The organism is Mesorhizobium huakuii, from assembly GCF_014189455.1.
In the GTDB taxonomy this organism is placed as follows: domain Bacteria; phylum Pseudomonadota; class Alphaproteobacteria; order Rhizobiales; family Rhizobiaceae; genus Mesorhizobium; species Mesorhizobium huakuii_A.
Genome location: NZ_CP050296.1, coordinates 1,409,611 through 1,431,037, shown reverse-complemented (window position 1 = coordinate 1,431,037; position 21,427 = coordinate 1,409,611). Strand labels below are relative to the sequence as shown.

Genomic DNA, 21,427 nt, shown 5'->3' with positions numbered 1-21,427 from the left:
GCGATTGATCCTCCCGTGAAGAAGCTCCGTGTCGCCATCATCAACGACTACCAGGATGTCGTGCGCACGCTCGACTGCTTTGCCAAACTGGAAGGCCACGACGTTACGATCTGGACCGATATCGTCGAGGACATCGACGTCCTGGCCAATCGTCTGCTCGATGCGGATGTGCTTGTGCTGATGCGCGAGCGCACCCGGATCGATGAAAACCTGCTCAGCCGCTTGCCCAATTTGAAGCTCATCAGCCAGAACGGTCACATCCCCCATATCGATCTGGCGGCCTGCGACAGGCATGGCGTCGTCGTTTCGTCCGCTCTCACATCGCGTCCGTCCTATTCGACGGTGGAATTCACCTGGGGCCTGATCCTTGCGGCGATGCGCAACATTCCGTTCGAAAGCGCTTCGCTGCGGCAAGGCCATTGGCAGACGACGATCGGGTTGGGCTTGAGGGGCCGTGTCCTGGGCATTTATGGTTTCGGCCGGCTGGGCTCGATGGTCGCACGCATCGGCATGGCCTTCGGCATGGATGTGCTGGTGTGGGGCCGCGAGGGCTCGCTGGCTCGTGCCAGAGCCGAGGGATTCGAGATCGCGTCGGACAAGGACGCGCTGTTCCGCCTGTCGGATGTCCTCAGCCTGCACCTGCGGCTGAATGCCGAGACCACCGGGCTGGTTACATCTGGAGATCTCGCCCTGATGAAACCAACCGCCCTGCTTGTGAACACCAGCCGCGCCGAATTGATCGAGCCGGGGGCCTTGGTGGCGGCACTGATCAATGGTCGCCCCGGAAAGGCTGCCATCGACGTGTTCGAACGCGAGCCGCTGACCAATCCGGACGACGCCTTGCTCAGGCTGCCCAACGCACTGTGCACGCCGCATCTCGGCTACGTCGAACGCGACAATTACGAATTCGCCTACGGCAATGCATTCGACCAGATCGTCGCCTTCGCGGCGGGAACCCCGATCAACGTCCACAACGCCCATCGCCAAAAACAGGATCACTGAGATGAATCTCGAACTCGACGGCAAAGTCGTCCTGATAACTGGCGGCAGCAAGGGAATAGGACTGGCTTGCGCGCGGGCCTTTGGCAGGGAAGGGGCTCGCGTGGTGATTGTCTCGCGCAGCCAGCAGAACCTGGATGCCGCGAAGGCAGCATTGGCTGCCGAGGGCCTGTCGGTAGCCAGTTTCGCCGCCGACCTGTCGGATGGGCTTGCCGCAAAGGAAATGGTCGCCGCGCTCGAGGATCAGGTGGGTCCGATCGCGTCCCTGGTCAATTCAGCCGGCGGCGCCAGGAGAGTGCCTCCGGGTGAGCTGACGCCGGACAAATGGCGTATTGCGATGGACGCGAAATTCTTCACCAACATGAACGTCATGGACCACGTCCTGCCCCTGATGGTGGCACGTCGCACCGGCACGGTCGTCAACATCGTCGGCACCGGCGGCAAGATCGCATCACCCATGCATCTGCCGGGAGGCGCCGCCAACGCGGCGCTGATGTTCGCCTCGGCGGGTCTGGCGGCGGCCTGGGGTTCCGCCGGCGTCAGGGTCAACGTCATCAACCCCGCCGCCACCATGACCGAACGCCTGCAGCTGTCGCTTGAAGTCGAATCCAGGATGACCGGCAAGTCGACGGAAGAGCTGCTGCGGCTGAACGAACAACGCATTCCCCTGCAGCGCTACGCCAAGCCGGAAGAAGTGGCCGACGCCGCGCTTTTCCTCGCCAGCGCAAGATCCTCCTACGTGACAGGCGCTTCGCTGACCATGGACGGAGGTCTCACACCACTGGTCGTCTAGCCGGCCCAACAACCAGAAGAAGCGATGGGAGGAAGAAATGTTCACCTGGTACAAGCAGTTGACGGAGCGGGAGCGGAACACCTTCTGGGGCTGCTTCGCCGGCTGGGCAGTCGACGCAATGGACGCCCAGCTCTTCAGCTTCGTGCTGCCAGTCCTCATTGCGGCATGGGGGATGACGACGGCCCAGGCCGGCTACCTGGCGACGGCGACGCTGCTCTCCGCGGCAATCGGAGGATGGATCTGCGGATATCTCGCCGACCGTTTCGGCCGCGCCCGCATCATGCAGTTCACGATCCTGTGGTTCTGCGCCTTCACCTTCCTTGCCGGTTTTGCGCAGGACTTCCAGCAACTGATGGTCCTGCGCATCCTGCAAGGGTTGGGCTTTGGCGGCGAATGGGCGGCCGGCGCGGTTCTCATGGGCGAGATCATTCGCGCCGAACATCGCGGCAAGGCCGTCGGTACCGTCCAGAGCGGATTCGGTGTCGGATGGAGCGCGGCCGCCATTCTGGCAGGCGTGGTCCTGGCGCATGTGCCCCAGGAGTTTGGCTGGCGGGTGCTGTTGATGATCGGCGTTCTTCCCGGCCTGCTGGTGCTCTATCTGCGCCGCAGGATCGAGGAGCCGGAGATTTTCGTCAAAACGCGCGAGCTTGTCGAGAGGTCCGGAACTCGCCCGGGATTGGGGGCGATATTCCAGCCGGAAACGCTGCGCATTACCGTGTTGTCCTCGTTGCTGGCATTCGGTGTGATTGGCGTTGGCGGCGCCATCGTCAACTGGCTGCCGACATTTCTGAAGACCGTGCGCGAACTGTCGCCGAGCACTTCGGGCTACTACGTGTTCGTGGTGACTGGCGGCTCGTTTTTCGGATTTCTGGCAAGCGCATACCTGGCCGACTATCTCGGGCGGCGGCGGACATTCCAGCTCTTTCTGGTGTGTTCCTGGCTGGTTACCGTCGCCTACATGTTCTTGCCGCTTTCGGGCTGGCTGCTGGTTGTCCTGGGGGCGCCGTTCGGCTTCTTCACCATCGGCAACTATGCCGCGCTGGGCCCGTTCTTCACGGAACTCTTCCCGTCCGCCATTCGCGCCAGCGGCCAGAGTTTCGCTTACAACTCCGGCAAGGCGGCGGGCGCGGCCGCCGTATCCAGCATCGGAATCCTCGCGCAATATGTCAGCCTGGCCGAGGCCATCGGTCTGGTTGCGTTGTTGGGCTATGGCATCGCTTTTGCCGCGACTCTTATGCTGCCCGAGACGCGCGGAATTCAACTGACGTCTGGCCCTCTGGCGCCGCGTACTGATCCGAGCGTTTCCTCTCCGCCGGCGGAAGCCACGGCCTTGCGGGCGAGACGGTAGCCAGCCCAGGTTCGCCCGGCCGAGAGTCCTGCCGTGCCGGATCCAACAATCTCGGAAACATCCCACAGATCAGATCTCGCGGAGGATCAGCAGACCATGCGCACGAGCATTTCGGTTAAAGGACTGAGCCACCGGCATCCGGTTCCCAACGCCTGCCGGATCGGCAACATGGTGTTCTCCGGAGCCATCCATGGCGTGAATGCGATCACGCACGAGTTGCCGGCCGAGATCGCCGATCAGTCGGCAAACGTCTTTGCCAACATGCTCGCCATTGTCGAGGCAGCGGGCGGCAGCGCGCAGGATGTCATCAAGGTGGAGATCTATCTCCGCGACAGCCACGACAGGGATGCCGTCAACACGGAATGGGTTCGCATGTTTCCCGATCCGGGGTCGCGCCCGGCCCGGCACGTTCGGCCATTGCCGCCGGATAGCCCCTCCCTGGTGCAGTGTGAATTCATTGCGATTATCGAGGACAGTCCTTGATCCCGGAACAAGGCACCGGAGCTAGATGTCCCGCCGGCGGGCGGAGCCTCGCACTGGACCGTCGCCGCCTTTCGGCCGCGTCGAGGTAAGGCCGGCTTCGATGGACCTGAGGAGGCCGAGCGCGGCGTCGAGCCCGCTGGTGTCGCCGCCGGCGGCGGCAGACACGGCATCGCCCCATTCCTTGCGCACCAGGGCGTAGTTTTCGGCCCCGCGCAGCGTGCGATGGACGCTGACGCCGCGGCGATCCGCGGGATCGACGTGCCGCTCGATCAGCCCCTTGCCTTCCAGGTCGCGCAGCACCGTGGAGACGTTGGTGCGCTGCAGCCCGGTCGCCGCCGCGATCTGGCTGGGCGTGGCCGAGGCCTGCGCCACAAGGTGACGCATCACCATGCCCTCAGACTGCGTGAGGGATAGCGCCCGATCGTCGCTGTAGCCGCGAAACTGGATCTCGCGGGCGATGATGAGGATCAGATCGGCCAGGTCCGCCCACCGAACCGGTGGAGCCTTGCCAGCGGAGGATTCGCTGTCGGTCTTCATGAGCGGAGTTTACAGGGCCAAGGTAGGTATGTATATGTGCATAATGATTATATTTACATAACTATCTATCCATAAGCAAATGGAGGTTCGCATGACCCGTTCAACAGACGCCGCCAGCCGGCATTCTCCCCGCTCCATGGCCCTCGCCGGAGAGCTGCATGCGGTCGGCGTGTATGTATTGCTCGCCGGTGCCTTCCTGCCGATCGCCGATTTCTTCATCGTCAACGTCGCGCTGCCGACCATCTCCGCCTCGCTCAAGCCGACACCGGCCGCACTCGAGCTGGTGGTTTCCGTCTATGGCGTGGCCTATGCTGCGATGCTCGTGCTGGGCGGCCGGCTTGGCGATCGCTTCGGCCGCCACACGCTGTTCGTGGTCGGGCTTTCCGGCTTCATCCTGGCGTCGCTGGCCTGCGGCCTGGCGCCGACCATCGACGTGCTGATCACGGCCCGGCTGGTCCAGGGCGCGACGGCGGCGATGCTGGTGCCGCAGGTGCTGGCGACCTTCCAGGCGACATTGCCCGCCGGGCGCAAGACCCGGGCCATCGCGCTCTACGGCGCGACCTCGGGTATTGCCGCGGTCGTCGGCCAACTCGCAGGCGGACTGCTGGTCAGCGCCAATCTGTTCGGCACCTCGTGGCGGCCGATCTTCCTCATCAACATCCCGCTCGGCATCGCTGTGTTCTTCGCCTCGCGACTCGTCGTGCCGGCCAGCCGCTCGCCGCACCCGGCCGGCATAGACCTGCCCGGCACCGTGCTTTTCGCCGCCACGCTGACGGCCCTTCTGGTGCCGCTGACCGAAGGCCATTCGCTCGGCTGGCCGGCATGGACCTGGGTGATGCTGGCTGGCGCCGTGGTGCTGGCGGTGCTGACCGTGATGGTCGAAAGGGCTGCCGAGGCGCGCGGCGAGGTGCCGTTGCTGCCGCCGTCGCTGCTGAAGCTGCCCTCGATGTCGCGGGGGCTCGCCATGATCACGCTGTTCAGCCTTGGCTTCGGCGCCTTCATGTTCGTCTTCGCGCTCACCGTGCAAAACGGACTCGGCGCCAGTCCCCTTCAAAGCGGCCTCGCCATCTTGCCGATGGCGATCATGTTCTTCATCGGCTCCATGGTCAGCCCGCGCATGATCAGCCGCTTCGGCCGCGGCGCGCTCGCGGCGGGCGGAATCGTGCAGGCGCTTGGACTGGCGCTGTTGATCGGCATCATCGTTTCCGGCTGGCCGAAGGTTAGCCTGGCCGAGCTGGCACTGCCGTTGGTGCTGATCGGCGCCGGACAATCGATGCTGTTTTCAGGCCTGTTCCGCGCCGTGCTCGCCGATGTTCCCGCGCACCTGGCAGGCGTCGGCAGCGGCGTCCTCATCACGCTGCAGCAATCCGGCCTGGCGCTGGGCGTCGCAACGCTGGGCACGCTCTATCTGGCGCTGGAGCCCACCAGCATCACGCAGGCCTTCGGCACCGTCATCGCCATCCAGCTCGCGATCATCCTGGTCTTGGTGCTGTTGACCGGCCTGTTGCCGCGCTTCACCAAGCACCAGCCCATCGCCCATCCTGTGGAAATATGACCTCCCAACGCGCCGAACTCAGCGGGGCTCATCGCCAAGACAGGTGCAATCTCTGGTGCCGCCACATGCCTGCTTGGGCTGAGTTTGGCTATTCGCTGCGCGCATGCTCAGCACTTGCATGTGGCTGTGTTCAGTCATTGCTCTCGCCGACGAACAGGTCCGTTCAGGCACGTTTCGACGTCGGCGAGAGCGCTCAGTGTGGCTGACTGTAGCGGATGCTAACGTAACCGATTGATCTTATTGATTAAGTGGTAACGGGAGAGCGCTACCGCCTTTCCCCACACTCATCAGATCGGCGGTTCCTGCTCCGTTGTCTTGGATGAGGATCATTTTTGAATGGCCAACTCTATTCAATGTACACGTTGGCTATCTAGTACCAGCATCTGGATTCGGAGACCTCGTTTTGACTGCGACCGAAATCATCAGGCCGGCAGCCCAAGCTGCTTCCGCAAGCTCTTGTCGAATGCGGACGCTGGGACGAAACGGCGCAGGAAACTGACCTGGCGCGCCATTTTCCCGGCCGCATAGCGTTTCTTCGGAGCGGGATCGGTCGCAGCGGCCAAAACAGTCTTCGCTACCACTTCAGGCGCATCGCCCTTTTCCATCGACTTCCGCACTGATGCAGTCATGCCGGCGCGCGCGGAGTCATAGATTTCGAGCGACTGATCGGGGGCGGCCAGATTGTCCTCGAATGACGTGCGGGTATAGGCGGGCTCCACCAACGACACGCGAATGCCGAACGGGCGCAATTCGTGATCGAGCGATTCGGAATAGCCCTCGATGGCATGTTTGGTCGACGCGTAAAGCGCGAAATAAGGGGCGGGGATAAACCCCTGCACCGAACTCAAATTGACGATTCTGCCCTTCCCTTGGCGTCGCATTGCCGGCAACACCGCGTTGGTCACGCGGAAAACGCCGAAGACGTTGACGTCGAACAGCGCCTGGGCCTGGGCGGTCGAGGACTCCTCCGCACCGCCAAACAGACCCATGCCAGCATTGTTGACAAGCAGGTCGATGCGTCCGGCCTTGGCCAGAACGTCGTCGACCATTTTCGCAACGGACGCGTCGTCGGTCACGTCGCAGGTCAGCATGGTAACGCCGTCGGATTGTTTGGAGGCCGTGCGACGGCTGGTTCCGAATACGTGAAAGCCCGCGTTCCGTAGGGTATTGGCGGTTGCGCGCCCGATGCCGGAGGACGCCCCTGTGACGAGGGCGACGCCAGGATTGGTCTTGTTCATGGAAATCATTTCCTTCTTTGCGTTGGATCGGAGTGGGAGAAAGCATGAAAAGCCGGAGCAAAGGGCTTCAGTCCTGACTGCCTCTGGCACTCGCGTCGGGCTGGTGGTTCCAGCGCTTGAACAAGGCACTGGCATTCACGCCGCCAAAGCCGAAGCCATTGGAGATCGCGTACTCCATCTCCATTGGCCGGGGCTCGTTTGCGACGAAGTCGATGCCATCGGCGGCCGGATCTGGAGCGCTCAGATTGAGTGTCGGTGGCGCCACCTGGTCCCGGAGCGCCAGGATCGCGAAAATGGCACCAAGCCCGCCGGCCGCGCCCAGCAGGTGTCCGGTCGCGGATTTCGTTGCGCTGACAGCTATCGCGAAATCGCGCCCGAATACGCTCTTGATCGCTTCGATTTCACCCAGGTCACCGACCGGCGTGGAGGTCGCATGCGCATTGAGATGACGAACCTCGCGGGCCGAAATCCCTGCCTGGGCAATCGCGATCTCCATGGCCCGGCGCGCACCGCCTCCGTCCTCGGGGCCAGAGGTGACGTGGTGGGCATCCGCCGTCGTGCCGTAGCCGACGAGCTCGGCGAGCGGTTTTGCGCCGCGCGCCAGCGCATGGCTCAACGCCTCGATGACCAGCACGCCGGCTCCTTCGCCCATGACGAAGCCGTCCCGCGACGTGTCGAAAGGACGAGAGGCTTGAGCCGGCGCCCAATTGAAGCCGGTTGAAAGAGAGCGTGCGGCGGCAAACCCACCGAGGCTGACGATGTTCATGCACGCTTCCGTGCCGCCGCACACCGCAATATCAGCCTCATCCGCGCGGATGAGACGGGCCGCGTCGCCGATCGCCTGGATGCCGGCCGCGCACGCCGTCACTGGCGCGCCGAGCGGGCCCTTGAAGCCATGGCGGATTGAGATGTGGCCGGCTGCGAGGTTCACCAGGAAGGACGGCACCGTAAAGGGCGACAGGCGGCGGGCGCCACGCAGGTCGACCGTGCGCACCGCCTCGGTGATGGCGGGGAAGCCGCCAACCCCTGAGGCGATGATCGTTGCTGTGCGCAGGCGATCCGTTTCCAAGACAGGCTTCCATTTCGCCTGCGCAAGCGCCTCTTCCGCCGCGGCCAGCGCAAAGAGAATGAACCGATCTACCTTGCGCTGATCCTTCGCGGACAGGACGTCATCGGGATCGAAGCCAGCGTCGGGGTCTTCCTTCAAGGAGGGAACCACGCCGCCAATCTTCGCCGGCAGGTCTCCCACCACATCGTCCGGAAGCCTACGGACGCCCGAACGACCGGCCAGCAGGCGCGACCATGACGCTTCGACATTGGCGGCAAGGGGCGTGACCGCCCCCATGCCTGTAACAACAATCCGTCGCATTTATTTTCCTATCAAGTTGAGTGCGGCGCCAGCACTGCGCCCGCCGTTCAAGCGCGGGCTGCTTCGCGAACCTGATCGGTCGCCGCATCCAGAAAAGCCTGTGCGAGGTCGGGGTCATTGACGACCCGCGAGAGGAGCACTGCGCCGACCATTGTCGAGAGAATGGCCTTGGCCTTGCCGCCGGCCTCATCATTGTCGGCCCCGCCAACCCAACTGCCGAGCATTTCAAGGTATTCCCTGATCCCGGCCTCGAATGACGCCTTCACCTCGGCGCCCTGTCTGGCAGCATCCGAGCCGAGCGCAACGACCGGGCAGCCGTCCATCCTTTCTCCGCGATGGCCCATGCTGAGATAGAATGCGGTCACAGCGTCGAGCGGGTCCTCAGGGTTTGCCGTAGTCGCGACCGACCAGCGGTGGGTGGCGCTCTCCATCGCCCGCCTGGACGCCTGCGCCGCCAGGTCGTCCTTTGACTCGAATTGCTTGTAAAAAGCGCCCTGGGTCAGCCCGGCACCCTTCATCAGATCCTTGAGGCCGATGCCATCAAAGCCGCGCTCCCGAAACAGGCGGCTTGCCACATTGATGACGGTCTCGCGGTTTTCCGCGGCTTGAATTCGGCTCACGCGCATCATCGGTCTCCTTTTTGATTGCGTTCGCAATCTATAATCGATATAGAAGTCGAACGCAATCTAATTTGAGATGAGGCGACGAGCGTGAAAAAAGAGAACCGTTATCGTATTGGGATCGACCCTGACGGCGATGTCATGGGCGGCGGCAGTCGCCACGTTTGCCACTCCTGCGCAGGAGGCTCCTTTGGTGACCGACCCAAGGCAGGAAGCGCCTTTCGTCCGACTTGTGTCGGCAGCGCCAGTGACCGGATCAGAGCGCGGCTTCACCGGCGTCATCGCGGCGAGGGTGCAGAGCAATCTCGGCTTTCGGGTTCCCGGCAAGATCGTGGAACGGTTGGTAGACGTCGGTCAGGAGGTCAAAGCCGGTCAGCCGCTGATGCGGATTGACGATACCGATCTGCGCCTCGCGCTTTCGGCGAAACGCAATGCCATCGCGGCAGCGCGTGCGGCAGTCGTTCAGACTGAGCCGGACGAAAGGCGGTACGCCAGCTTGCTCCGCGCCGGTTGGGTTCCGCGGCAGCGCTACGAGCAGGCGAAGGCTGCGTTGGATACCGCCCAAGCGCAACTTGCCGCAGCCGAGGCCGACGCACGGGTCGCCGAAAACGAGGCGGCCTATGCGGTTCTGTTGGCGGACGCGGATGGAACGGTGGTTGAAACGCTAGGCGAGCCGGGGCAGGTCGTCGCAGCCGGCCAGCCAGTGATCCGGACCGCCAAGGCAGGCCCACGCGAAGCGGTCGTCGCGCTTCCCGAAACGATCCGGCCGGCGATAGGCTCGGCAGCCGAGGCCAGCGTGTATGGTGGCGATGAGCGTCGTTATTCGGCACATCTACGGCAGCTGTCGGACTCCGCCGATGCCCAGACCCGCACGTATGAGGCGCGCTATGTGCTCGACGGCGAGGCTGCCGCGGCACCGCTTGGCGCGACGGTAACCATTCGGCTCGCAAGCCAGGTGAAACAGCCTGAGGTCCAGGTGCCACTGGGAGCTGTTCTTGATGACGGCCGGAAGACCGGCGTTTGGGTGTTGGACAGCGCCACCTCAACCGTACACTTTCAGCCCGTCCAGCTTGTTCGTGTTACCAGCGAAACCGCTGTGATCTCCGGTTTGAACTCCAACGTTCCCATTGTGTCGCTCGGCGCCCACCTTCTTCAGGAAGGGGCTCTCGTTCGGACTGAGTCCGAAAGCGGGAGCAACTAATGAGCTTCAATCTTTCCGCGATCGCCGTTCGCGAACGCGCCGTCACCTTGTTCTTCATCCTTCTGCTGGTGGCTGCCGGCGCCTACGCCTTCCTGATGCTCGGCCGGGCAGAGGACCCTAGCTTCACCATCAAGACCATGACGGTCACGACGGCGTGGCCGGGCGCGACGGCGCGCGAGATGCAGGACCTGGTCGCCGAACCGTTGGAGAAGCGCCTTCAGGAGCTGACTTGGTACGACCGGGTGGAGACGACCACACGGCCAGGTTATGCGTATATGACGATCACGCTCAAGGACAGCACACCGTCATCAGCCGTGCAGGAGGAGTTCTACCAGGCTCGCAAGAAGCTCGGGGATGAAGCCCGCAACCTGCCGCCCGGCGTCTTCGGCCCCTTCCTGAACGATGAATATTCGGATGTGAGCTTCGCCCTTTATGCGCTGAAGGCCAAAGGCATGCCGATGCGGGAACTGGCGAGGCAGGCGGAGGTGATCCGCCAGGACCTCTTGCACGTGCCCGGCGTCAAGAAGATCAACATCCTTGGTGAACGTCCTGAACAGATATTCGTGGAGTTTTCCTACGCCAAGCTGGCAACCCTCGGCGTGTCGGCACAGGACATCGTCGCTGCCTTGCAGCGGCAGAATACCGTCACGCCCGCAGGCTCGATCGACACCCTGGGGCCGCGCCTCTTCATTCGGGTCGACGGCGCCTATGACAGCGTTCAGGCGATCGCCGACACGCCGATTGTCGCTGGGGGGCGGACGCTGAAGCTCTCCGACATCGCAGAGGTCAGCCGCGGCTATGAGGACCCTCCCACATACCTCATCCGGCGCCAGGGCGAGCCCACCATCATGCTTGCGGCGGTTATGCAGGAGGGCTGGGATGGTCGTGCGCTCGGCAAGGCCCTAGAGGAGAGGACTGCCGCGATCACACAGACACTGCCGCTCGGCATGACGCTAGACAAGGTAAGCGACCAGGCCGTGAACATCACCTCGGCGGTCGACGAATTCATGTTGAAGTTCGCAATGGCGCTCGGCGTCGTGCTGCTGATCAGCCTGCTCAGCATGGGCTGGCGCGTCGGCATCGTCGTAGCGGCTGCCGTCCCTCTGACGCTCGCCGTCGTGTTCCTCATCATGCTGGAAACCGGCCGGTTCTTCGATCGCATCACGCTCGGCGCCCTCATCCTGGCGCTTGGTCTTCTCGTGGACGACGCCATCATCGCCATCGAGGTGATGGTGGTGAAGATGGAAGAGGGCATGGACCGCATCAAGGCGGCGGCCTATGCATGGAGCCACACTGCGGCGCCGATGCTATCGGGAACCCTCGTGACGATCGCCGGCTTCGTGCCGGTGGGTTTTGCGCGCTCGACGGCTGGCGAATACGCCGGCAACATCTTCTGGGTCGTGGGGTTCGCCCTCATCGTCTCATGGATCGTAGCGGTGGTCTTTACGCCCTATCTCGGCGTCAGGATGCTGCCCGCGATCAAACCGGTCGAAGGCGGTCACCACGCTATTTACGACACGCGTAACTATCGACGTTTGCGGCGGGCCATCACGTTTGCCGTGCGCCATAAGTTCGTAACCTGCGGTATCGTTGGCATCGCCTTCGCGCTTTCCGTCGTCGGTATGGCCGGCGTCAAACAGCAGTTCTTCCCGACATCCGACCGTCCCGAAGTGTTGGTGGAGGTTCGCCTGCCGGAAGGTGGTAGCATCGAGACGACGACCGCGGCGGTCGAGAAGCTCGAAAATTGGCTGGACAGCCAGCCCGAGGCCAAGATCGTCACGAGCTATGTCGGTCAGGGCGCTCCGCGCTTCTTCTTCGCGATGGCCCCGGAGCTTCCTGATCCCGCCTTCGCCAAGATCGTCGTGCTGACCCCGGACGCCGAGGCGCGTGAGGCGTTCAAGAACCGGCTCCGAGAGGCGGTGGCGCAGGGTCTTGCACCCGAGGCGTATGTCCGCGTTACGCAGCTCGTGTTCGGCCCCTACACACCGTTCCCGGTCGAGTTCCGGGTCATGGGACCCGATTCCACGCAACTCTACAGCATTTCCGAAAAGGCCCTCGACATCATGCGGAGCGTTCCGGATGTGCGGCAGGCCAACCGCGACTGGGGCAATCGCACGCCCGTGCTTCGCTTCGTCCCGGATCAGGATCGGCTGAATCTCATCGGCCTCTCGCCTGCGGAGGTGGCTCAGCAACTGCAATTCCTTCTCACCGGCATCCCCGTTACCCAGGTCCGCGAGGACATTCGCAATGTCCCCATCGTGGCGCGCAGCGCCGGCGGCGAGCGGCTGGATCCGGCACGTCTGGCGGATTTCTCACTCGTGAGCCGAGATGGCCGCTCGATTCCGCTCGACCAGATCGGGCATTCGGAAATCCGTCAGGAGGAGCCAATCCTGAAGCGCCGGGACCGCACGCCCGTTGTCACGATCCGCGCGGACATCAATGAGGCGACCCAGCCCCCGGAGGTCTCCAGGCAGATCATGAAGGCGCTTCAGCCGCTGATTGCGTCCCTTCCGGTCGGCTATCGCATCGAAATGGGCGGATCAATCGAAGAGTCTGAAAAGGCCAACACCGCGCTAGGCAAGGTCTTCCCGGCTATGATAGCCGCCATGTTGATCGTCATCATGCTGCAGGTGCGATCCTTCTCGACGATGTTCATGGTCATGCTGACGGCGCCGCTTGGCCTTGTCGGCGTCGTGCCGATGCTGCTCATCTTCAACCAGCCCTTCGGGTTCAACGCCATTCTGGGCATGATAGGACTGGCCGGCATCCTGATGCGCAACACGCTGATCCTGACCGAACAGATCAAGGAGAACCGTGCTGCCGGCATTGACGACTATCACGCTGTCATCGAGGCCACGGTGCAACGCACACGGCCCGTCATCCTGACCGCACTTGCAGCCGTGCTGGCCTTCATCCCCCTCACGCACTCTGTCTTCTGGGGATCGATGGCCTATACGCTGATCGGGGGAACGGCGGCCGGCACGGTGTTGATCCTGCTCTTCCTTCCTGCGCTCTACACCGCGTGGTTCCGAATCAAGCCGACCGCGGATGAGATCCAGGAGGCTTTGACAGAGGAACCGGAACAGCGACTAGCAATGGCTGCCGAGTAGGGCACTGTTGTCGAGCCTCGTTTGTCTGCACGGGGCGACTGGCGGGTTCGTGGCGTGGATGTGCGTGAGAGTAATCAGTGTGGCTGACGGTAGCGGATAGTCACGTAACTGATTGATATTGTTGATCAAATGGTAGCGGGAGAGCGCTACCGCCTTTCCCCACGCCAATTAAACTGCCGATTCCGCCTGCGTTGCTATGGCTGAGCGGAACACGACGCAATCGCCGTGCAGGAACTTGGTAAGATCCTCCAAGTCACTACAGGCCATAAAAGCGCTCGCCAGTGCTTGCCCAAATCTTCTGTCGTTCGACGCGAGCCAAATGGTTCATTGCTGTTTCAAGCGCCTCGAACCAGTCCCCTTGGTTCGAAATGAAGAAGCGCTCGTTCTCGGAGGAACGCCGCCTGGGGTATTGCGACGAGCACCAGGCAATCCTGGATTGTCTGGTTCGCCGCGATCCGGAAGGTGCGACAGATGCGATGCTGGCGCATCTGAGAACCGTCGAAAGAAGGTAGCAGGGGAAGCCGGACGACCCCCTCGCCCCTCCGGGTTCATCGGCAGGCGGGAGCGGTGCCGATTGTGGGGCCCTATCAGGCGACGGCCGCCAACTTCGCGTAATCCTGCGCCCAACCCCGCCTACCGAAGCCGCGCCTTACCTTCCGATTTGCGACGCTGCCGACATCAGCTCCTGAGTGTTCGGGGCACCGAATAGGCCGCCATCGAGTACCTCGTTGGAAGTCCAGCGAACGACGCCATCGCGGTCCAGCAAGAACTGGCCGACGAGCTGCCCAATGCCGGTGGCCATCATCTGTTGATCCGCTTCCGTGATATCGTAGCTGTCCTTTTTGTTCAGGTATTCGAGCGCCGCAAACGGGTCCATCGGTTCCGGCATCTCGCCCGGCAAGTCGACCCGCATCGACTTCACATCGCTCATCGAAACCTTTTGCGGCCATGCGCTCTCGTCTTCGGTGATCTGCATATTCGGCAATCCAAAGGCGCGGTGTGAAGCCCGCTCCGGATCGGATGCCGCGAGTAGGCCGAGCATCGGATGGTACCGCAGATAGAGGCGCGCCCGCTCGATGGGCGTGTTGACCACTGTCAGGCTTTCGATGCCCTTCTCGTTGAGGGCTGGGGCGAGTTGCGCAAGCATGGCGATATGGCGCCTGCAAAAAGGACAATGGAGACCTCGATACAGCCCAACCAGCACTGGTTTCTCGCCTCGGAAATCGTCGATGGCGATCTTGCCCTCGCGGGTAATCGCGTCGAGCACGACATTGGGCGCCGTTTCGCCAGGTTGCAGCGGGCCTATGTTGAGACGTTCTGACATGCTGATCCCTCCTCGCGGGTCAATCCAAACAACGGATGTGCGGGCGGGTGGCTTGAGTCCATGTGCGGCACATACGTCCTTGGGCATGCTGAAGTGGCGGTCGGCCTTAGGACGGCGTCGAGGTCGGCGTCGGTAGTCCATTTTTATAGCACGGAGAGGGCGGACGCTAGTTCTTACGGAGGGCAACGCTTTTGCTAGATGGCGCCCCACGACCCGAGCAGGCTCTTGATACTAAGGTGCGCCAAGGTCTGGAAATGCCGGACTTCGCTGAGGCTGTCCTCAAGTCTGACAGGTCGCGCTTCGTTGAACTGAAACGCCGGCCGCCAGGGCGCGGAGGGCTCATCCCACCAAAACGTAGCCTAAGCGGCGCGTCGTTGAGGGAAATGGAGACCCGAACGGGCCCGACGCGGGTCCACGGCGGTCACAATGTTGTGGTGGTGATCGCAGTAGACGCGATCCGGCGAAGTTGGCCCAGCACAAAAACGGTAACCGCCGGGTACTGAGGGGTCTTCGCTCACCGGGAAGCGGCACTGATAGACACCCAACTGAATGAGGGGGACGTCTCTCGAAGTTGATCTGATATTTTTAGGCATGATGATTTTCAGGTTCCTAGTTCATAGCCTTTGCCGGCCGACGGCCGCGGTGCGACCCCGCCGGGCAAGCTTCTCTCGTTTTGGAGGGCTATGAACCAGCATATGGTGTTGGTCGCAGCGTCAATGAAGCCCAAGGCCCTGCTTCTGAAGCCAATAATTTGCGACTTAGGCCACACTTAGGCGGATAGGAACTCGCAAGCAATGCACCCATCGTAGGTTGCCTCGGGCACCAGCCCGGCCGGGGCAGTCGTGAAGTCACTCGATTTTTTTTGGTGACCCTCTATCGCCCGGGCGTCTCTCCGATCGTGTCGCAATCGACGACCGGTCGTGAGTGGCTCCGATAAGTTGCGGGCTGCACGCTAGCGGGCAAACCGGCTATTTCATAAACCAGCTTCTTGCGAATGGCGTTCGCAAAGCCGGCCGTGTTCTCGACGGCGACAACGAAGGCGTCAGAACCGCCAATGACGCAACTCTCGTAATACAGCTCGATAAAGTGCGGCCCAAAGCTGTCGAGTGTGTCGGCTGCGCGCAGTGAGATCGCCAGTCCGTTGATGGTCACGCCGCCGGCTGTGAGTGCGTCGTGCACCAGTTGAAGCGGTAGACCGGCATTGTTGGGTCCGTCGCCGGATACGTCAATAACCCTGCGCGGGCTGCGCAAGCCACTCTTCGCGAACAGAACATGCGCGGCCGACAATGCGCCGGAAATCGACGTTCCACGGCCTTCAGTCAACGGCAGCGCCGCGAGCCTGTCTGCCAAAGTCAGAGCGTCGTCGAGGCTTTCGACAATTGTCCACGGCATAACGACTGTTTGCTGACGTGGCCCTGCCCACTCCAGATAGAGCACTGCGATTCTGCCCCGCTCTCCCGACTTGAGTGCCCTCGCGATGTCCGCGTGGCGGAAGGCCCCGACGTAGCCGTCGCGTTGCACTTTTTGCTCAACTTTGCTCATCGAGGGCGAGACGTCCACGGCAAGGATCAACTGCAGATCGACTTCGGCCAGATCGTCCACGGGACGGTGGGTCGACTGAGCCGGTGACGCGATCGCGAACAACAGAGTGAGCAGGCAGACCCCCGCGAGCCGCAGCACCGATTTTCCACCCGCACATCGAGCAATTTGCACCAAGTCGTCCATGGCGAGCCTCTCGCTGACAAAGCAACTGTCGGTCCGAGGCGCCTCCCGGGTCACGAACGACTTCCGATCATTCGCCGAAATCTGCGCTCCCCGCCGGTCTGGTTGGTGATGACTCTTCGCAGTGCGAAACCGTGCTAAGATCGAAGCATTGGACTGCGGCTTCGTGCTTGAGGGAACCGGCTTGAATAGCTCGCGCCCCACGACGTTCGTACTCAACGGCGTTACCGCCGATCTGAGCAGGGAGACGTTGCGCGACAAGTCCAACAGGACAATCGCACTACGCCACCAGGCCTTCGCAGTGCTTCGTCACCTTTTGGAAAACGCAGATCGCGTCATCACCAAAGACGACCTGATGAATGCAGTCTGGAACGGAATAGCCGTGACCGATGACAGCCTGGTGCAATGCATTCACGAGATACGTTCGGCGCTCAACGACGATCGGCAGACCGTCGTGCAGACAGTGCCGAGGCGCGGTTACAGGTTGGTCCTTCCCTCAAATGCCGGACCGAAAATGGCCACCATCCTGGCCGCCGAAATGGCCGCTGAGGGCCGGCCGACAAGCAAGGATGGGTGGATCTCTGCTGCAACTTTCCGGGCGTACAGGCAGATTATCGATCGGCTGCTGGTTCAACATGCGGGTCGCGGGTTCTGGAACTCCGAAGAGAGCGTGGTCGCCGAGTTCACTGGCCCTGTCGAGGCGATGCGGTGTGCGAGCGAGATCCAGCATGAGGTCGATCGGCGGAACTTCGACGTTCCCGAGACAAAGCGACTGCGCTTCCGCATCGGCGTTCACCTGGGTTATGTCGTCGCCGAGGGTGACCACATCGCGGGCGAGGCCGTCGAGGTCGTCGCTCATCTGCAAACCTTGTCGCGACCGGGCGGGATTTGCGTCACGGAGGCGGTCCATGCCCAGGCTCAAGACCGGCTCTCGCTGGAATTCCTCGATCTCGGCGAGCACAAGCTGAAGAACGTCGCACACGCCTTGCGCATCTACCGCGTACCCCTTGCTTCGGAGCAGCCGGTCAGATCGCCATTTCGCGGTCTTGATGCCTTCGAATTCGAAGATGCCGACCTCTTCTTCGGCCGAGCGCGGGCGATTGCTGCCTGCACTGCAAGACTGGAGCAGCAGGCAGCCAGCGGAACGGCATTCCTGCTCATCTACGGAATGAGCGGTTGCGGCAAGTCTTCCCTCCTGCGCGCTGGCCTGCTGCCGTCATTGACCCGGCCTGGAGCCGTGGCGGGCATATCCTTGTGGCGCCGCTGCCTGATCCGCCTCTCCGAAGGGCCGGATGCATTCGCTGTGCTGGCTGCAGCATTGCTTAGCGAAACTGCTGTGCCGGAGCTGTCCTGCGAAGTAACAGCCGCGCAGTTTGCCCTGCTCTGCAGGAGCGTGCCGGATCGGGCGCTGGCGATGGTGCGACTGGCACTTGCGAAGGCCGCCGGGTCGGCCCACTCGCAGATCAGATTGCTTGTCGCCATCGATCAGCTGGAGGAGCTGTTTACGACGGAGAGGGAGCTGGCGACGCGCGAGGCCCTTGTGCGGCTCATGGCGGCGCTAGCCGCGAGCGGACTGGTCTGGGTGATAGCGGCGATCCGTTCGGACTTCTTTCACCGCTGTGGTGAGATCCCCGGTTTCTCGGCGCTCAAGGACGGCCTCGCCAGTTACGAACTCCTGCCGCCGACTGGCCCTGAGATCGCGCAGATCATCCGCGAACCGGCGGGCGTTGCCGGACTCCGCTTCGAGGAGAGTGCCGAGTTGGGGCGGCTCGATGATGTGCTGCAGAAGGCAGCAGCTGCCGATCCCGGATCTTTGCCGCTTCTCGAGTTTGTGCTCGACGCGTTGTACGAGGCCGGCCGCGAGCGCCGGGTTCTCACCTTTGCGCATTATCGTGCGCTCGGCGGGCTCGAAGGCGCAATCGCGCGCCGCGCCGATGAAGTCGTAGACTTGCTCGCGCCCGAGATCCAGGAGGCCTTACCCGCGGTGCTGCGCGCACTCACCACAGCGAGTCCCGGCGATGAAACGGTGACGGCACGTCCGGCCCTGCTCACCGAAGTTGCAGGCACTCCCGCGCGATCGGCCCTCGTCAGGGCCCTTATCGACGCACGGCTCCTCGTCAGCGATGAGGACGGCGGGGGGCATGTCTTCGTCCGCGTTGCCCATGAAGCATTGTTGAGCCGTTGGCCGCGCGCCGGTGACATTGTGAATGCAAACCGGAACTTCCTCGCGACGCGCGACCGCCTCAGGGCCGACGCCCACCGTTGGCACCTGGAGAGCAGGAATCGAGAGCTCCTCCTTCCGTCCGGCAAACGTCTCGCGGAGGGCGAAGAGCTGCTGCTGTCAAGACGCGAGGAGGTCGACGATGACGTCGTTGAATACATCGAGGCGTCTTTGCGCGCCCATCAGCAGAGAGAGGAGAAGGACCGGCAGGCAGAGCTGGCACTGATCGAGGCCGCCGAAGAGGCAAAACGCGAGCGCCTGGAACGCGAGGCCGAGCGCCGGAGCCTCGCGGCTGCCGCGGCAAACCGGCTTGCCCGACGTACGCGCAATGCCGCGATTGTGGCGATAATGCTCGCTCTCCTGGCGGGCGTAGGCGCACTGGTCGCCTTCAAGGCGCAGGGGGAAGCAAGGTGGCAACGCGACCAGGCGCTGCGTAACCAGTCTCTTTCGCTTTCGTTTCTGTCGCAGCAGTCCACGGCGACGGGCAACACCGAGGCTGCGATCCTCTTGGCGCTCGAAGCACTGTCCTCGAAAGACCAGTCCGAGCGGCCATATCTCTTTGAAGCGGAGGCAGCCCTCTACAAGGCCCTGCTGGCGCACCACCAGATCAAAATCTTCCGGCATGGCGCCGGCGTTACGGATGCGGCGTTCAATCCGACCGGCGATCACATCGTCACTGCATCCTATGATAAAACTGCAGGCGTCTGGGACATCTCCAGCGGTGCCGAAACTGCAGTTCTAAGAGGTCATGAAGGGGCCGTGGAGAGGGCTGAATTCAGCCCGGACGGCAGCCGTATCCTGACGGCCGCGAGGGACGGCACTGCGCGCCTCTGGAACGCCATCTCGGGAGAACAGCTCTCCATCCTGCAGCCGGTCGGTAATTATCCAACGGCAATCTTCAGCCCGAATGGCAACCAGGTGCTGACGGCGGGGGAAAACAGCGATGCTGTGCTCTGGGACGCCCGGACGGGGAAGAAAGTCCTGAGTGTGAGCAGCGACGGATATGCACGGGCTGACTTCAGTCCGGACGGTCGCAGCTTCGCGACGGCACGTAAGAACGTTGTTTCGATCTGGAACACCGCAGATGGCGCACTGACTCGGTCCATCCGAATGAACTTCCTGCCCTACGGCCTGGCATTCAGCCCGGACGGAAGCCGGCTGCTGGCTGGCCCGTGGTCACCGCTTTCATTCGGCGGTACTTCCTGCCTTTACGATGTGTCGAAAGGGACGGAGATCGCAAAGTTGGCCGGCCACAAGAGCGACACGCAATTGAACGGCGTGATTTTCAGTCACGGGGGTCAGCGGATCGCCACGGTATCACTCGATGGCGCGGCCCGGATTTGGGATGGAGCGTCAGGAACGTTGCATGGCCTGCTCGGCCAGGAGGTTTCGGGTTTGAAGCTGGCCGATATCGGTGCGGATGAACGCGATGAGGAGATGAACGGTGCTTTCACCCCGGACGACCGCTTCCTGGCGACCGCTTCGGTCAATGGGCCGATCCGCATCTGGGACGTTGAACGAGCCTCGCAGGTCATGACGATCGCCGGTCATGACTCTTTGGTAGAGCATCTGGAATTCAGCCCGGTTGACAGCAACATTCTTCTCACGGCTTCACACGATGGCACCGCTCGGCTGTGGGATGTCGACGGCGCCCTGACGACCACGCTCTCTCATGAATATCGGCCGACCTTCGCGGTCTTCAGTCCCGACAATGTCCACCTGCTGACCGGTGGCGGGGACAGCGCGGCGCATCTGTGGGATGTTGTGAGCGGGCGCGAGATAATCCGGCTCGATACCCATGAGATCGTTCAAAGCGCGACGTTCAGTCCCGATGGAAGACACGTCGCGACGGCATCTCTTGAGGGCCAGGTCCGAATTTGGGAGGTGGCCAGGGGATTCGAGACCGCCCGGTTCCGATCACATGGCGGCCTGATCCGGATCCAGTTTGGTCGCGATGGCAAATCGCTTGTTTCCGCATCGATCGACGGTACCGCCCAGCTGTGGGACGCGGCGACCGGCACCGAGTTGGCCGTCATCAATACAAGCAGCAAGCTGCCGCAGCCCATTCTTAGCCCTGACGGACGTCTGATCTTCGCTGCCAGGGAAGACAATGCGGGCCACCTCCTGAAGCCGGGCGGGGCTGAGCTCAAGGCTCTTGTAGGGCATCGGGATCGCATCACGGCAGCGGCCTTCAACCCGAACGGTCAACTGGTCGCCACGGGCTCACGCGACCACACGGCCCGAATTTGGTCGACCACGGACGGAGCAAACGTCGCAACGCTACATGGACATACCGACGAGGTGACGGTGGTCGCCTTCAGCCCGGACGGTCAGTCGCTGCTGACTGCCTCACGCGACGGAGCCGTGCGGATCTGGAGCGTCCCTGGCGGACTGGAAAAGGCCGTTCTTAGGGGCCACAGCGGCCCGGTGGACAGTGCCCAGTTCAGTGCCAGTGGTTTGTATGTCGTGACCGCGTCGTCCGAAGATCGCACGGTCAGGCTATGGGCGACGCAATCGGGGCGCCAGATTGCCGTCCTTGCCAGCCAGGACGAAGCGACCGTTCGACCGAGCCTTATACGCGCCGCTTTCAGTTCCGACGGCACCCAGGTCGCAATTATTTCCGGCGAAGAAAGAGTCCGTATCGTTCGAGTCTTCCAGACACCCAGCGACCTCATAGACTTCGCCCGGCGCACCGTGCCACGCGAACTCACTCCTTGTGAGCGGCGAAGCTTCTTCCTTCCTGGAGACCCTGCGACTGGTATTTGTCCGGGCTGACGTCGGCAACGGGTCAGACTGCCGCTTGAGCTGGCCGGCAGAGCGGGCAACTTGGCGCCGCATGACGGCCATAGAGGCAAACTTTGCCCCGGAAGCGGATGTTCCGGCTAGCATGTTCTCGGGTCGGCTTCG

16 protein-coding genes are annotated in these 21,427 nt (G+C 62.7%); 9 read left to right on the top strand and 7 right to left on the bottom strand.

The annotated features are described in order from the left end of the window. The first annotated feature begins 15 nt into the window (after positions 1 to 15). The 4 genes from HB778_RS07180 to HB778_RS07165 all read left to right on the top strand — a co-directional run bounded on the left by HB778_RS07180 (position 16) and on the right by HB778_RS07165 (position 3,623). A complete protein-coding gene (locus tag HB778_RS07180) occupies positions 16 to 1,002 on the top strand; it encodes a D-2-hydroxyacid dehydrogenase family protein (RefSeq protein WP_348524688.1) in 987 nt (328 codons plus the stop codon). A 1-nt stretch (position 1,003) separates the two neighbouring features. Continuing rightward, entirely contained in the window at positions 1,004 to 1,792 is a 789-nt protein-coding gene (locus HB778_RS07175; RefSeq protein ID WP_183462612.1) for an SDR family NAD(P)-dependent oxidoreductase, read from the top strand. Between the two features lie 37 nt (positions 1,793 to 1,829). Then, on the top strand, positions 1,830 to 3,140 hold the full coding sequence (locus tag HB778_RS07170; protein ID WP_183462610.1) for an MFS transporter: 1,311 nt from the start codon (positions 1,830 to 1,832) through the stop codon (positions 3,138 to 3,140). Positions 3,141 to 3,236: 96 nt separating this feature from the next. Further along, a complete protein-coding gene (locus HB778_RS07165) occupies positions 3,237 to 3,623 on the top strand; it encodes a RidA family protein (RefSeq protein WP_183462608.1) in 387 nt (128 codons plus the stop codon). 21 nt (positions 3,624 to 3,644) lie between these two features. Here HB778_RS07165 and HB778_RS07160 read toward each other — a convergent pair whose 3' ends face one another. Then, positions 3,645 to 4,160: a MarR family winged helix-turn-helix transcriptional regulator gene (locus HB778_RS07160; RefSeq protein ID WP_183462606.1), complete on the bottom strand. Its 516-nt coding sequence runs from the start codon at positions 4,158 to 4,160 to the stop codon at positions 3,645 to 3,647. A 91-nt stretch (positions 4,161 to 4,251) separates the two neighbouring features. On the opposite strand from HB778_RS07160, the gene HB778_RS07155 reads away from it, so the two are divergent. After that, entirely contained in the window at positions 4,252 to 5,715 is a 1,464-nt protein-coding gene (locus tag HB778_RS07155; protein WP_244661845.1) for an MFS transporter, read from the top strand. A 422-nt stretch (positions 5,716 to 6,137) separates the two neighbouring features. Here the strand turns inward: HB778_RS07155 and HB778_RS07150 are convergent, their stop codons facing one another. From HB778_RS07150 to HB778_RS07140, 3 genes are all read right to left on the bottom strand, one after another. Continuing rightward, positions 6,138 to 6,953 carry an oxidoreductase gene (locus HB778_RS07150; RefSeq protein ID WP_183462603.1) on the bottom strand — a complete coding sequence of 272 codons (816 nt, stop codon included), beginning with the start codon at positions 6,951 to 6,953 and terminating at the stop codon, positions 6,138 to 6,140. Positions 6,954 to 7,020: 67 nt separating this feature from the next. Continuing rightward, positions 7,021 to 8,322, bottom strand: coding sequence for a beta-ketoacyl-ACP synthase II (gene fabF, locus HB778_RS07145; RefSeq protein ID WP_183462601.1), 1,302 nt, complete (start codon positions 8,320 to 8,322; stop codon positions 7,021 to 7,023). 47 nt (positions 8,323 to 8,369) lie between these two features. Next, on the bottom strand, positions 8,370 to 8,948 hold the full coding sequence (locus tag HB778_RS07140; RefSeq protein ID WP_183465031.1) for a TetR/AcrR family transcriptional regulator: 579 nt from the start codon (positions 8,946 to 8,948) through the stop codon (positions 8,370 to 8,372). 130 nt (positions 8,949 to 9,078) lie between these two features. Between HB778_RS07140 and HB778_RS07135 the strand changes: the two genes are divergently transcribed. The 3 genes from HB778_RS07135 (at position 9,079) to HB778_RS41355 (ending at position 13,765) form a co-directional block, all read left to right on the top strand. Next, positions 9,079 to 10,143, top strand: a complete 1,065-nt coding sequence (locus tag HB778_RS07135) for an efflux RND transporter periplasmic adaptor subunit (RefSeq protein ID WP_183465030.1) — start codon at positions 9,079 to 9,081, stop codon at positions 10,141 to 10,143. Then, positions 10,143 to 13,253, top strand: coding sequence for an efflux RND transporter permease subunit (locus tag HB778_RS07130; RefSeq protein ID WP_183462599.1), 3,111 nt, complete (start codon positions 10,143 to 10,145; stop codon positions 13,251 to 13,253). The genes HB778_RS07135 and HB778_RS07130 overlap by 1 nt, the downstream gene beginning before the upstream one ends. Before the next feature lie 281 nt (positions 13,254 to 13,534). Beyond that, positions 13,535 to 13,765 carry an FCD domain-containing protein gene (locus tag HB778_RS41355; RefSeq protein ID WP_244661844.1) on the top strand — a complete coding sequence of 77 codons (231 nt, stop codon included), beginning with the start codon at positions 13,535 to 13,537 and terminating at the stop codon, positions 13,763 to 13,765. Positions 13,766 to 13,902: 137 nt separating this feature from the next. Here HB778_RS41355 and HB778_RS07120 read toward each other — a convergent pair whose 3' ends face one another. From HB778_RS07120 to HB778_RS07110, 3 genes are all read right to left on the bottom strand, one after another. After that, positions 13,903 to 14,577 (bottom strand): peroxiredoxin-like family protein, encoded by a 675-nt coding sequence (locus HB778_RS07120; RefSeq protein ID WP_183465028.1) that lies wholly within the window; start codon positions 14,575 to 14,577, stop codon positions 13,903 to 13,905. 359 nt (positions 14,578 to 14,936) lie between these two features. Then, positions 14,937 to 15,170: a GcrA family cell cycle regulator gene (locus HB778_RS43420; RefSeq protein WP_183462597.1), complete on the bottom strand. Its 234-nt coding sequence runs from the start codon at positions 15,168 to 15,170 to the stop codon at positions 14,937 to 14,939. A gap of 280 nt (positions 15,171 to 15,450) precedes the next feature. Then, positions 15,451 to 16,302, bottom strand: a complete 852-nt coding sequence (locus tag HB778_RS07110) for a DUF1194 domain-containing protein (protein WP_183462595.1) — start codon at positions 16,300 to 16,302, stop codon at positions 15,451 to 15,453. 181 nt (positions 16,303 to 16,483) lie between these two features. On the opposite strand from HB778_RS07110, the gene HB778_RS07105 reads away from it, so the two are divergent. After that, positions 16,484 to 21,295, top strand: a complete 4,812-nt coding sequence (locus tag HB778_RS07105) for a winged helix-turn-helix domain-containing protein (RefSeq protein ID WP_183462593.1) — start codon at positions 16,484 to 16,486, stop codon at positions 21,293 to 21,295. Positions 21,296 to 21,427: the final 132 nt, after the last annotated feature.